We start from the raw sequence: 12996 nt of genomic DNA, 5'->3' as shown, positions 1-12996 counted from the left end.
AACGGGTTCATCCGATTCTGCGGTGGGTGTGGATCCGACCACCCGGCGCCTGGCTACCCTTGGCGGCTGTGACCACGCCGCAGCGCCCCGTGCCGCCCGCCGACGATTCCGGGTTCGTCCCGCCCAGCCTGGGCCGCCGCTTCGGCGCCCTGGTGATCGACTGGGTGCTCTGCCTGCTGGTGTCCAACATCTTCGCCGACCCGGTCCGGGACGGCTGGGCCCCGGTCGTGGTGCTGATCGTCGAGTACGGCTTCTTCCTGGGCCTGTTCGCGCAGACCCCCGGCATGTACGTCACCCGGGTCCGGTGCGTCGACTGGGCCGACGGCGGGCGGATCGGGCTCGTCCGCGCCCTGCTGCGCGGCGCGCTGCTGGCGCTGGTCGTCCCGGCCCTGATCATGGACGGGCAGCGCCGCGGGCTGCACGACCGCCTCACCGGCTCGGTCGTCACGTCCGTCACGTACGTCACACCGGAGCGCGCCGCGACCCGGCGGTAGCGCGCCCGACGCCCAGGCGGACGAGTCGGGCTCAGCGACCCCGGGTCTGGCGGAACGCCCCGCGCGGCGGGCGCATGTTCTTCGGGATCGCGCCCTTGGGCAGCTGCGGGCGGGCGGTGAGCGCCTTGAGCCGCTTGTCGAGCGAGTTGACGTCCTTGCCGCTGAGGTTGCGCGGCAGCCGCATCAGGGTCATCCGCAGCTTGCGGATCGGCAGCTCGCCCTCCTCGCGGCCGATCACGTAGTCGTACAGCGGGGCGCTGCCGATCACCTTGGCCAGCCGCCGCTTCTCCTGCCCGAGCAGGCCGCGCACCCGCTGCGGGTTGCCCTCGGCCAGCAGGACCACGCCGGGACGGCCGATCACCAGGTGCACCATGTCCATCTGGGTCGTCGAGCTGACGGCGGGGGTGACCCGCCAGTCGCCGCGCATGCTCTCCATGATCTGCGCCGCCGCGCCGGGCTGCCCCTCGGCGGCGTTCATCATCGCCGCGTTGGACCGCAGGTTGAGCACGATCAGCAGCGCGAGCAGCGCGAACAGGATGCCCAGCGGCAGCCAGAACCAGCCCCAGAGGATCACCGCGACCACGGTCAGCGCGAGCGGGATCAGCACCGCGCCGGCGGCCAGCGGGGCGAACCACCTGTCCTGCTTGGCGGTGAACCGGAACACCATCCCGATCTGCTTCAGCCGCTGGCCGAACGAGACCTTCTCCTGGGGCTTTGCCATGCCGCAGAGTCTAGTGGCCCCCGCCCACCCCGTTGATCCGCGCCCGGCACCTCGCCCGCGGGACGCTCAGGCGCCCGCCGGGACGCTGCCGCGGGACGCTCAGGCGCCCGCCGGAACGCTGCCGCGGGCGGCCAGGGCCTGCCGGTAGAGCCGCCCCGCCCGGTACGACGAGCGCACCAGCGGCCCGCTCAGCACCCCGGCGAAGCCGATCTCCTCGGCCTCCTCGCGCAGCTCGACGAACTCCTCCGGCCTGACCCACCGGCTCACCGGGTGGTGCCGGGGCGACGGGCGCAGGTACTGCGTGACCGTGACCAGCTCGCAGCCCGCCTCGTGCAGGTCGCGCAGCGCCTGGGACACCTCGGCCCGCTCCTCGCCCATGCCCAGGATCAGGTTGCTCTTGGTCACCAGGCCCGCGGCGCGGGCCTGCCGGATCACGCCCAGCGAGCGCTCGTAGCGGAACGCCGGCCGGATCCGCTTGAAGATCCGGGGCACCGTCTCGACGTTGTGCGCCAGCACCTCCGGGCGGGCGCCGAAGACCTCGGCCAGCTGCTCGGGGACCGCGTTGAAGTCGGGGATCAGCAGCTCCACGCCGCACCCCGGCTGGAGCGCGTGGATCTGCCGGACCGTCTCGGCGTACAGCCACGCCCCGCCGTCGGGCAGGTCGTCGCGGGCGACGCCGGTGACCGTCGCGTACCGCAGGCCCATCGCCACCACCGACTCCGCCACCCGGCGCGGCTCGTCGGCGTCGAACTCCGCCGGCTTGCCCGTGTCGATCTGGCAGAAGTCGCAGCGCCGGGTGCACTGGTCGCCGCCGATGAGGAACGTCGCCTCCCGGTCCTCCCAGCACTCGTAGATGTTGGGGCAGCCGGCCTCCTGGCAGACGGTGTGCAGCCCCTCGCGCGAGACCAGCCCGCGCAGCTGGGTGTACTCCGGCCCCATCCTGGCCTTCACCTTGATCCACGGCGGCTTGCGCTCGATCGGCGTCTCGGCGTTGCGCGCCTCGATCCGCAGCATGCGCCGCCCCTCGGGGGCGACGGTCCCGGTACGCGCGGCGGCGCTCGTCGGCTGCTCTGCCGTAGGCGCGGAGTGCTCGATCGTCACAAACCGAGCCTACGCCCGACGGCCGCCGTCGATGAACGTCGGGCGACGCCCGTCACCCCCGGAAACCCTGTGACGCCGCGCACCGTCGCCGACGAAAACCCCGTCACATCCGCCCCGGCCGGCTGTTACGCTCGCCCGCAAAGCTGTGACGGAGCCGAGTAGCGCGCCGACCCGCCAGCCCAGAGAGCCGCCGGTCGCTGAGAGGCGGTCTGGTGCCGGCGCGCGAAGACCCCGCCGGCCTCGCCCAGGTGGTGGTCACCGACCCGGCCATACGCGCCGCCGTCGACAAGCTCACCGAGGAGACCGTCGTCGAGGTCACCGCCACGGTGGTCGCACGGCGCGGATGCGCCGCTCCCGAGGTCGCGGCGGCCGCGGCCCCCGCCGGGGTCGAGCTGACCGAGCCCACCGTACGACCGCTCGGCCCGCCCGCCGTACCGCCGCCCTTCGACCTGTACCGGCCGGCGCTGACCGCGACCCTGCCCACCCAGCTCGACCACGCCCCGACCGCGCTGCGCCACCCGTCGCGGTCGGCCGCGCTGCGGGTCTCGGCGGCGAGCGTGGCCGGCTTCCGGGCCGCCCTGGACGCCCGCGACTTCGTGGAGATCCACACCCCGAAGGTGGTCGCCTCGTCGACCGAGTCCGGCGCGAACGTCTTCGCGCTGGACTGGTTCGGCCGGCCCGCGTACCTGGCCCAGTCGCCGCAGTTCTACAAGCAGCTCATGGTCGGTGTCTTCGAGCGGGTGTACGAGGTCGGGCCGGTGTTCCGGGCCGAACCGCACGACACCGTCCGGCACCTGGCCCAGTACACCTCCCTCGACGCCGAGCTGGGGTTCGTCACCGACCACCGCGACGTCATGGCCGTGCTGCGCGACACCCTCGCCGGGATGCTCGACGCGGTCGCCGACCGGGCCGGCGCCGCCCTGGCCACGCTCGGCGTGACGCCCCCGCCGGTGCCGGCGCAGATCCCGGTGGTGCACTTCACCGAGGCGCTGGCCATCGCCGGCGCGCCGGCCGACGAGCCGGACCTCGCCCCCGCCCACGAGCGGGCGCTGGGGGAGTGGGCCCCGCCGGGAGCACGGCTCGGAGTTCCTCTTCGTCACCGGGTACCCGATGGCGAAGCGGCCCTTCTACACCCACCCGGACCCGGCGCGGCCGGCGTACTCGAACGGGTTCGACCTGCTGTTCCGCGGCGTGGAGCTGGTCACCGGCGGGCAGCGCCTGCACCGCTACGACGACTACCTGGCGGCCCTGGCGGCGCGCGGCGAGCCGGTCGAGCCGTACGCCGGCTACGTCGACGCGTTCCGGCACGGGATGCCGCCCCACGGCGGCTTCGCGATCGGCCTGGAACGCTTCGTCGCCCGCCTCACGGGCGCGACGAACGTCCGGGAGGTGACCGCCTTCCCCCGCGACCTGCACCGGCTGACCCCCTGAACGGGGTGTGACCGGGCCGTCGCCTCCGGCCCCCACCCACCCCTCGGTTTCGCGCCCTTTGCTCTGCACCCACGGACGCAGCGGTCACCGGGAGTGTGTGGTGCGTCGACGGGTGCAGAGCGAAGGGCCCGAAAGTAGTCGGTGGTGGTGGGCGGTGGTGTGACCCTGGGTGACGAGACGGGGGTCGGTCGGCGAGGACGGCACGCGCTGGAAGCCGGGCCGCCCGCGAGATCAGGCCGGGCCGAGCAGGTCCCAGGCGTGAGGTCGATCCGCACCAGCGTCAGTCCGCGACCGTGACCAGGGTGGGGAGCCGCCGCTCGACCACCGGCAGCACGTCGGCGACCGTGACCGGGCGGCCCAGCTCGGCGGTGAGGGAGGTGACCCCGGCGTCCCGGATGCCGCAGGGCACGATCCGGTCGAAGTACGTCAGGTCGCAGTCGCAGTTGATCGAGAAGCCGTGCAGGGTGACCCCGCGGGCGACCCGGATGCCGATGGCGGCCACCTTGCGGGCCGGCCCCCGGTCGTCCTCCGGCACCCAGACCCCGCTGCGCCCCTCGACCCGGCCGGCGGCCAGGCCGAACTCGGCGCAGACGTCGATCAGCAGCTGCTCGGTGCGGCGCACGTACGCGACCACGTCGACCGGGTCGGGCAGTCGCACGATCGGGTAGCCGACCAGCTGCCCCGGACCGTGCCAGGTGATCTTGCCGCCCCGGTCGACATCCACCACGGGGGTGCCGTCCATCGGCCGGTCCCACGGCTCGGTGCGCTTGCCGGCGGTGTAGACGCTCGGGTGCTCCAACAGCAGCACGGTGTTCCCGCGCTCGCCGGCCACCACCGACTCGTGCAGTCGGCGCTGCTCGTCCCACGCGGCCTGGTAGTCGAGCACCCCGGCGCGGACGGCCGTGAGGCCCGGAATCGTCGTCGTCACGCCGACCAGCCTAGTCCCGTACCCGCCGGTCACCTCCCGTGAGCCGGCTCACGGCCGCGTCCCCGGCCGCGCGCACGGCCGCGCCTCCGCCGGCGGGACCCGTCACGCCGGCGGGGGCACCTTCCACAGCCAGACGTCGTCGACCCGCTCGGGGGGCCCGAGCAGGGCCGTGGCGGTGCGCCGCAGGGCGTCCTCGTCGACGTCGTACTTGGCGCCGTGCACCCGGTCGGGGAGGACCACCACCTCGACCTTCCAGTAGTGCAGGTCGGCCAGGGCTTCCCTGATGCTGCCCTCGGTGACGATCGGGACGAGGCCGTCCCGGCCGGCGGAGAACATCAGGCTGTCGAAGGTGCGGGGCACCGGGCCGATCCGGCCCCGGCCGTCCGGGCCGCCGGGCCCGAGGAAGAACCCGGCCGGGATGCGGAACTCGCCCTGCCGGTCGGCCAGCGCGTACGCCTGCCAGCGCTGCCCGTCCGGGGTGAGGTCGATGGTCACCGGCAGCGGGGTGAGCACCCCGCCCGGGGAGACGTACCGCTTCCAGGTGCCGGCCGTGATGAAGGCCGGCACCGGCTCGCGGACGCTGGTCAGCAGCGGCGTGGGCAGCAGGGGCAGGAGGGCGGCCGCGAAGCCGACGGCCCACGCCGCCGTCGCGGCGCGGCGCCGGGGCGGCTGCGCGCGCAGCCGGTCGACGGCGTACGCCAGCAGCAGGCCGAGCACCACCGCCACCACCAGGGCGAACCGGGCCGGCAGGGCGGCGTTGACCACCGGCAGGTTGTCCAGCAGCCGGAACGGCAGCGAACGGTCGCTGCGCTGGCCGTCGAACTTCATCCGGGGCCCCCAGGAGAGCACCGCGAACACCACGGCGGTCACGGCGAGGCCCCAGACGGTGGCCCGGCGGGCGCGGTCCCGCCACCACAGGAAGCCGACGCAGGCGACCGCGAGCAGCAGCAGCGGCACCCCGAAGAACGAGTTCTCCTCCGTGGGGTTCGGCGCCAGCGAGGTGCCGAGGCCCGCCTCGCCGGCGAGGGATCGGCGCGGGTACGCCCAGTACGCGGCGATGTCCTCGGAGTGCACGAGCGGGTCGAAGCCGGTGCCGTGGTACCGCTGCGGCCCGGCGAAGTGCAGCCACAGCGGGTACGCCAGCAGCACCCCGGCGGTCAGCGCGGTCACCGCGAGCCCGCGCAGGAAGGGGGGCAGCGCGGCCCGGGCCTGCGCCCGCCGGCTCGGGTGCAGCGCCCAGACGGCGAGGAACAGCGCCAGCGCGAGGGCGGTGAAGAACAGCCCCTCGGCCGCGACGGAGAACGCCACCGCGACGGCGACGCCCAGCAGGATCCCGTCGCGCAGCCAGTGCCCCGGGCGGCGCAGCGCGAACAGCCGCCAGGCCAGCAGCGGCACCAGCCAGCCGGCGGTCCAGTTCAGGTGGGCGTTGGCGTGCGACACCATGCCGGGGGAGTAGGCGATGAACAGCGCGCCGACCGCCGCCGCGAGCCGGCTGCGCACGAGGTGCCGGGAGAGCACCCAGTACCAGACCAGCGCGGTGGCGGCCAGGTTGAGGGTGAGGATCACCAGGAACGTCGCCGGGGGCCCGATCAGGTACGTCAGCGGCGCGAACACGGCCGCGTACACGGTGATCGAGGTGTTGACCGCGAGGTTCACCCCGTGCGGGACGTTGAGCAGGTACGTCAGCAGCGGGTTCTCCCCGTGCGTGAGCGCGTGCCCGCCGAAGGCGAGCAGCCACTCGAACAGCGCCTGGTCGCTGGAGTTGACGGTGATCGCCCGGTGGTTCGGGTCCCGCCACAGGCCGCTGGTCACCCAGACGGCGAGTCCGATCGCGAGCAGCGCGGCGATCAGGTCGGCGCGCCGGTCGCGCGCGGCGGCGGGGCCGGACGTCGGTCCGGTGGCCAGGGACGGGGAGGACGGCACGCAGCGGACGTTACCAACCGGACCTGGACACGCCGGTACGACACGGAAGCTGACCAGTCGGACACCGACACACTTCGGCGTACGTCAATGTGTGATCGCCGGCCATGTCGGTGGCCGATAACACAGATGTAACGTCGCGGCAAGTCGGACGTGACTCAGTTCACAATCCACCGTAGGAGGTGGCCCGTGCGCCGCTCCCCGTCCCCGCTCGCCCGGCTCGCCGCAGTCGCCGCCGGGATCACCCTCGCCGCGGCGGCCCTGGTCGCCGTGTCCGCGCCCGCCCAGGCCGCCAGCCTCACCCAGGTCACCGGCTTCGGCTCCAACCCCGGCAACCTGGCCATGTACGCCTACCGCCCCGACGGGCTGCCCGCCAACTCGCCCGCCGTGGTGCTGCTGCACGGCTGCTCCCAGAACGCGTCGACGTACTTCACCAACTCGGGCTGGCGGAAGTACGCCGACCAGTGGCAGTTCGCCCTGATCGTGGCCCAGCAGCCCTCGGCCAACAACTCCAGCTCCTGCTTCAACTGGTTCGAGACCGGCGACACCGCCCGGGGCCAGGGCGAGGCGCTGTCGATCAAGCAGATGGTCGACTACGCCAGGAGCAACTACGGCCTCGACGCCGGCCGGATCTTCGTCAGCGGCCTCTCCGCGGGCGGGGCGATGAGCGCGGTCATGCTGGCCACGTACCCCGACGTCTTCGCCGCCGGCTCGGTCGTCGCCGGGCTGCCGTACCGCTGCGCCACCAGCTCGACCAGCGCGTTCTCCTGCATGAACCCGGGCGTCGACAAGACCCCCGCCGCGTGGGGCGACCTGGTCCGCAACGCGTACCCGGGGTACGCCGGCCGCCGCCCCCGGGTGGCGATCTGGCACGGCACGTCCGACTTCACGGTACGGCCGATGAACGCCGTCGAGTCCCGCGACCAGTGGACCAACGTGCTGGGCGTGTCGCAGACCCCGACCAGCACGACCACGCTGCCCGCCGGCACCAGCCTGGAGGTGTACGGCAACGACGCCGTCCGCCTCTACCGGATCGCCGGGATGGGGCACGGCACCCCCGTCGACCCGGGCGCGGGCGCCGACCAGTGCGGCACCGCCGGGGCGTACTTCCTGGACACCATCTGCTCGGCGTACCGGGACGCGGTCTTCTTCGGCCTGGGCAGCGCCGCGCCGAGCCCGACGCCGACCACCTCGCCCACGCCGGCCCCGACCTGCGTCACCGCCAGCAACTACGCGCACGTCGTCGCGGGCCGCGCCTACCAGTCCGGCGGGTACGCGTACGCGCTCGGCAGCAACCAGAACATGGGCCTCTACAACACCTTCACGTCGACGACCCTGCGGCAGACCGGCCCGAGCTACTGGGTGATCGGCTGCTGAGACGCCGTGGCCGGGAGGGCCCCCTTTGCCGGGGCCCTCCCTTCGTTCACTCGGTCAGGGCGGCGCGCAGCGCGCCCGGCAGGTCCTGGTGGCGGTAGGTGAAGCCGGCCCGGGTGAGGGCGCCGGGCAGCACCCGGGCGCTGGTCAGGGCCTCGTGGGCGAAACCGCCGAGCGCGAGCCTCAGCGCCGGCGCGGGAATCGGGATGACCGCCGGGCGGTGCAGCTGGCGGGCCAGTTCCCTCGTGAACTCGGCGTTGGTGACCGGGTTCGGCCCGACGGCGTTCACCGGGCCGGCGACGTCGTCCCGCTCCAGCAGGAACGCGGCCACGCGCAGCCAGTCGGCCAACGAGATCCACGGCAGCCACTGCCGGCCGCTGCCGAGCCGCCCCGCGATCCCCAGCCGGAACGGCAGCAGCTGCGGCTTGAGCATCCCGCCGTCGCGGTGCAGCGGCAGCCCCGTGCGCAGCCGGACCACCCGTGCACCCGCGTCCTCGGCCGGACGGGTGGCCGCCTCCCAGACCCGGCAGACGTCGGCCAGGAAGCCCTCGCCCGCCGGGGCGTCCTCGTAGACGACCCGGTCGCCGGTGTTGCCGTACCAGCCGACGGCGGAGGCGTTGAGCAGCACCGCCGGCCGGTCGGCCGCCGGCAGCTCGGCGATTCTGATCGCCAGGGTCGTCGTGGTGTCGACCCGGCTCGACCGGATCAGCCGCTTGTACCCGTCGTTCCACCGCCGGTCGCCGACGCCGGCGCCGGCCAGGTTGACCACCGCGTCGGCCTCGGCGACCGCCGCCGGGTCCAGCTCCGCGGCCGACGGGTTCCACTGCCGTTCGTCGGGGGTGCGCGCCGGCCGCCGGACCAGGCGGGTGACCTGGTGCCCGTCGGCGGTGAGCCGCTCGACCAGCCGGGTGCCCAGGAAGCCGGACGCGCCGGCCATGAGGATGCGCATAGGCCCATCTTCGGGCACGCGGCCCCGGTCCATCCGGCGAGTGGCGTACGGAGCACGCGGACCCCGCCGTGCCCGCCCGCCGTGCCGTGCCCGCCCGCCGTGCCGTGCCGTGCCGTGCCCGCCCGCCGTGCCGTGCCCGCCCGCCGTGCCGTGCCCGCCCGCCGTGCCGTGCCCGCCCGCCGTGCCGTGCCCGCCCGCCGTGCCGTGCCCGCCCGCCGGGCCCGGCCCCTGTGGAGCTGCCCCGCCTGTGCGCCCGGGGCAGGGGGCGCCTCGACGGCGTGAATCCGATTCACGACAGTGGCGGGCCGCTTCCGATCATGATCCCCACAATGGTCGGTGCTGACGGCCTCCGGGTCAGGCCGACCCGGGTGCTGAACGGGCTGTGCTCCGGGCCTTGTGCCGGGAGCACAGCCCCAGTTGGGCGCCCTCCGGCCCGTCGTGCGGTTCCAAGCCAGGACGACCCCGGTCGATCCGCTGGGGTATCGTGCCCCGGCGGTCGACAGGAGAAGAGGGCACGGCGCATGGCGGGATGAGGACGGCGAACGCTCGGCGGCGCCTGGTGGGGGTTGTGGCGGTGGTCCTGGCCGGGCTCGTGACCGCGACCGGATGCACACGCCTCAGCGATGTCGCCGAGCCGGCGGCGGAGGCGATTCCCACGTCCTCTCCCGCCGCGATGCGCCTGACCAAGCCCGAGCTGTTGTCGGGACGCTGGCCCGAGTCGCTCGACCGGCGCCTGCACCTGCAGGCGCGGCAGGCCATGGGCGGCTTCAAGCAGCTGCTTGACGGGGAGCCGACGAGCGCGGTCGGGACCGCCTACACGCTGTCGGCCGAGGAGTACTCCGCGGAGCGCGGCGTGCACAGCCCGGACGGCCAGCGCGCCGTCCTGATCAGCGGGGTGTCCGGCAGAGTCGTCGCGCCCGAGGCGACCCTGGACACGGTGTTCGCGGGGCTGACGCGGTTGCGCGGCATCACGCCGACCGAACCCGGCCCGCTGGGCGGCGTGGCTCGCTGCGGCGACCTGTGGGTTGGTGCGGGTCACCTTGTCCCACAAACGGCTGTTCCGCCCGGCACCGGTCCTGCTGCGGCCCGACGGGCGCGAATCTTGGTATGAAACGGCCCCTCCGGGGGCATTTTCGTACCAAGATTTCCCGGCGGTCTCGGCGTCGTCGGTCACCACCACCCGCTGCACCAGCGCCTCCAGCGGCGGTGGCTCGGCCCGGCCGGCCGCCCCGGCGGCGACGCACGCGAGCTGCGCCTCGATCTGGTCGGCGCGCCAGCGCGCCTCGTGCATGTGGCCGTCGGCGAGCGTACGGCCGAAGCCGGCGAGCCCGACGATGTCGGCGTGCGCGCCGGCCCAGCGCAGCAGGGTCGAGTTGGACGTCCCGACGGTCAGCGGGATGCGTCGCTGGACCGGTCGGGGCGACTTCAGGTTGGCCGCGTGCATGGTCAGGTCGGGGAAGTCCACGGTGACCTCCTCGCCGTCGAGCAGGGCGCGGACGGCCTCGGTGGCGGCGATGCAGCGGCGTACCCGGCCGGCGACGTCGGGGCGTTCCCGGCCGACGGCGCGCCACTCGGCCGGGGTGTGGCCGGCGCCGACGCCCAGCCGGGCCCGCCCGCCGGAGATCAGGTCGAGCGTGGCCACGTCGGTGGCCAGCAGCATGGGCTCGCGGACGCCGAGGTTCGACACGTTCGAGCCGAGCCCGATCGTCGAGGTGACGGATGCGGCGGCGGCCAGCGCGACGAACGGGTTTCCACAGGAGCCGGGGTGGTCGGCGGCGAGCAGGGCGTCGAAGCTGGCCGCCTCGGCGCGCCGGGCGAGGTCGAGCCAGCTTGCGGCGTCGGTGGGGGTGGACTGGAGGGAGAACGTCACCGCCGGCCCAGCCTCCGCTGTCGACGCCCGCCGGGCCAGCCCGCCGGGCCAGCCCGCCGGGCCAGCCCGCCGGGCCGATTTCTGCCCACCGCCGAATCTGCCCACCGCCGAATCTGCCCACCGCCGAATCTGCCGACGGCCGAATCCGCCGCCGGGGCTGCGTCCCGGCAGCCGGCACCTGTTCTGCTGCCTGTGGAGCTGCCCCGTCCATGCGCCCGCCTGCTGTCCCGGCCGCGGGTGCCCGGTGTGGGTGATGATGGGGCCGTCGGCGATGCCGCCCCGGCCGATGCCGGTGCAGGCCCGTCCACCCGATCGTCACGGCCGCTACGACAGGGCCGACCGGCGCCTTCGCCGGGGTGCCCGGGCGCGCTGCCGTCGGGAGACAGGCCGTGGTCTTTGCCCCGTCTGTGCGGGCAGCTCCACAGGCGTCCGATCCCACCACTTTCTCCCGGCCGAGAGGGGCAGCACGCTCACGGCCAGGACGATGGTCGCCGGCCGGCGGGGTCCCGCATCCCGTACCGTCACGCGCAGGCCGCGGTGGGGCACCCGTTCGACGTGGGGGCGGGACGGCCCGCCGGTGGGCGGGGCCGGGGGACCCGGCGGTGCGGGCTCTCCCGCGCCCGTTCCCGCGCCCACGCGTGGACCAGCGGGTTCATCCGGTACCCGTCCGAGCCCGTCGGGTCGATCAGGTGCACGGCGGCGAGCGCGTGCAACCGGCGGCGTGCCTCCGGCGCGGGCAGGCCGGCGCGGGCCGCGACCGTGCGGGCGGTGAAGGCGAGGCCCGCGGCCGCGACGGTCGGTAGCAACGCCCGCGCCGGCTCGTCGAGGGCGTGGTAGCTGGCGTCGAACGCGGCCCGCAGGTCGATCGTCGGGTCGCCGTGCGGGTCGAGGCCGTCCAGCGGCCCGGCGGCGTCGAGCAGGTCCGCGTACGCGCTGGCGTGCTGCTCCGGGCGGTCGGCGAGGCCGACGGCGGCGACGCGCAGCGCCATGGGAAGCCCGCCGCAGTGGCCGGCCACCCGGGCCAGGGCAGCCGGCTCCCGCTGAGCCCGTGGCGCGCCCAGCATCGCGGCGAGCAGCGCGACCGCCTCTCGCTCGCCTAGGGCGGGCAGCCGGAGCCGGTGACCTCCCTCGCGGGCGACCAGGCCGGAGAGCCGGCTGCGGCTGGTGACCACCGTCAGACAGTCCGGCCCGGCCGGCAACAGCGGGGCCACCTGCGCGGCGTGCGGGCGTCGTCGAGGACGACCAGCAGCCGCAGGGGGTACGTCAGCGAGCGGTACAGCGCGATCCGGTCGGCCGGATCGGCTGGCAGGTCCGCGGGCGGCACGCCGAGGAAGCGCAGCAGCCGGGCCAGCGCGGCGTGCGTGGCGGCGGCCGGCCGCCCGGCGAAGCCGTCCAGCTCGACGTGCAGCTGCCCGTCCGGGTAGTGCCGGGCGACCCGGTGCGCCCAGTGCACCGTGGTCGCCGTCTTGCCGGTGCCGGCGCCCCCCGACGAGCAGGGCGAGCGCGGGCTGCCGCCGGTCGGCCTGCTCGCGCCGGACGGCGTCGAGCTGGTCCAGCACCCCCTGGCGGCCGACGAAGGGCGCCGCCGGCCGGGGCAGCAGGTGCGGCGTGGCCGCTCCGACCGGCCCGCCCTGCAGCGACCGCCAGACCGCCTCCCACCGCGCCCGGTCGGTGGGGGGCGCCCCACAGGCCATGACGAAGCCGCGCACGGTCTCCAGCCGGGGCAGCTCGTGGAAGGACGGGTTGCCCGCCCACACCTTGAGTGACCGTAGCCGGTCGACGAACTCGGCCACGTTCCGCGCCGACCCGGGATCCGGCGGCGAGTCGTCCCAGACCATGTCTCCCCCGTATCCGTGGTTGCCCGGACCGCCCCAATCTATCGGCACCAATCGATTTGTGTCACGAGGTGGTCGCGCCGGGTTCGGTCTGCGCGGTCGGCGGCGGAGCGGATGGCTCCGAGTGTCGGTGCGCCGGCGGGTCGGCCGACTCCGGCCGGGTTCGGCCGAAACCATAGCCAGCGACCGTCATCGATCGGAATGATCACCGCGCCGGGGTCTCCGGCGGCGGGGGCGACCGTCACGAGGGGTCGACGTCCCGCCTTCCCTGACGAAAGGTCTGCCCACCCATGCAGAGATCAGTCCGGCGCTTGATCACCAGGTCGGCCAGCCGGCGCGCGTCCGTCTGGCTGCGGGTGCCGTACCGGTCGGT

10 protein-coding genes and 1 pseudogene are annotated in these 12996 nt (G+C 74.8%); 3 read left to right on the top strand and 8 right to left on the bottom strand.

The genetic code is table 11. The features are described from left to right. The first annotated feature begins 68 nt into the window (after positions 1-68). Positions 69-494 carry an RDD family protein gene (locus tag ACGFIZ_RS16245; protein ID WP_393419924.1) on the top strand — a complete coding sequence of 142 codons (426 nt, stop codon included), beginning with the start codon at positions 69-71 and terminating at the stop codon, positions 492-494. A gap of 31 nt (positions 495-525) precedes the next feature. On the opposite strand, the gene ACGFIZ_RS16240 is transcribed toward ACGFIZ_RS16245, so the two are convergent. Next, a complete protein-coding gene (locus tag ACGFIZ_RS16240; protein ID WP_393419923.1) occupies positions 526-1215 on the bottom strand; it encodes a DUF4191 domain-containing protein in 690 nt (229 codons plus the stop codon). Between the two features lie 99 nt (positions 1216-1314). Further along, entirely contained in the window at positions 1315-2316 is a 1002-nt protein-coding gene (lipA, locus tag ACGFIZ_RS16235) for a lipoyl synthase (protein ID WP_393419922.1), read from the bottom strand. 197 nt (positions 2317-2513) lie between these two features. On the opposite strand from lipA, the pseudogene aspS reads away from it, so the two are divergent. Continuing rightward, a pseudogene (aspS, locus tag ACGFIZ_RS16230) lies at positions 2514-3747 on the top strand (aspartate--tRNA(Asn) ligase). Between the two features lie 280 nt (positions 3748-4027). Here aspS and lipB read toward each other — a convergent pair. Both lipB and ACGFIZ_RS16220 read right to left on the bottom strand, forming a co-directional pair. Next, positions 4028-4675 (bottom strand): lipoyl(octanoyl) transferase LipB, encoded by a 648-nt coding sequence (lipB, locus tag ACGFIZ_RS16225; protein ID WP_393419920.1) that lies wholly within the window; start codon positions 4673-4675, stop codon positions 4028-4030. Positions 4676-4777: 102 nt separating this feature from the next. Then, positions 4778-6598, bottom strand: coding sequence for a DUF2079 domain-containing protein (locus ACGFIZ_RS16220; protein ID WP_393419918.1), 1821 nt, complete (start codon positions 6596-6598; stop codon positions 4778-4780). A gap of 186 nt (positions 6599-6784) precedes the next feature. Here ACGFIZ_RS16220 and ACGFIZ_RS16215 point away from each other — a divergent pair, with 186 nt between their 5' ends. Beyond that, entirely contained in the window at positions 6785-7972 is a 1188-nt protein-coding gene (locus ACGFIZ_RS16215) for a PHB depolymerase family esterase (RefSeq protein ID WP_393419917.1), read from the top strand. Between the two features lie 46 nt (positions 7973-8018). Here ACGFIZ_RS16215 and ACGFIZ_RS16210 read toward each other — a convergent pair whose 3' ends face one another. From ACGFIZ_RS16210 to ACGFIZ_RS16195, 4 genes are all read right to left on the bottom strand, one after another. Continuing rightward, positions 8019-8918, bottom strand: coding sequence for a TIGR01777 family oxidoreductase (locus ACGFIZ_RS16210; RefSeq protein WP_393419915.1), 900 nt, complete (start codon positions 8916-8918; stop codon positions 8019-8021). A 289-nt stretch (positions 8919-9207) separates the two neighbouring features. Further along, entirely contained in the window at positions 9208-10788 is a 1581-nt protein-coding gene (locus ACGFIZ_RS16205; RefSeq protein WP_393419913.1) for an LLM class flavin-dependent oxidoreductase, read from the bottom strand. A gap of 521 nt (positions 10789-11309) precedes the next feature. Next, on the bottom strand, positions 11310-11999 hold the full coding sequence (locus tag ACGFIZ_RS16200) for a hypothetical protein (protein ID WP_393419911.1): 690 nt from the start codon (positions 11997-11999) through the stop codon (positions 11310-11312). Continuing rightward, positions 11963-12241 carry a hypothetical protein gene (locus ACGFIZ_RS16195; protein WP_393419909.1) on the bottom strand — a complete coding sequence of 93 codons (279 nt, stop codon included), beginning with the start codon at positions 12239-12241 and terminating at the stop codon, positions 11963-11965. Before ACGFIZ_RS16195 ends, ACGFIZ_RS16200 begins: the two co-directional genes overlap by 37 nt. Positions 12242-12996 lie beyond the last annotated feature (755 nt).

Source organism: Micromonospora sp. NPDC048830, assembly GCF_043198215.1.
Classification (GTDB): Bacteria; Actinomycetota; Actinomycetes; order Mycobacteriales; family Micromonosporaceae; genus Micromonospora.
This window is presented reverse-complemented; position numbering and strand designations above follow the sequence as displayed.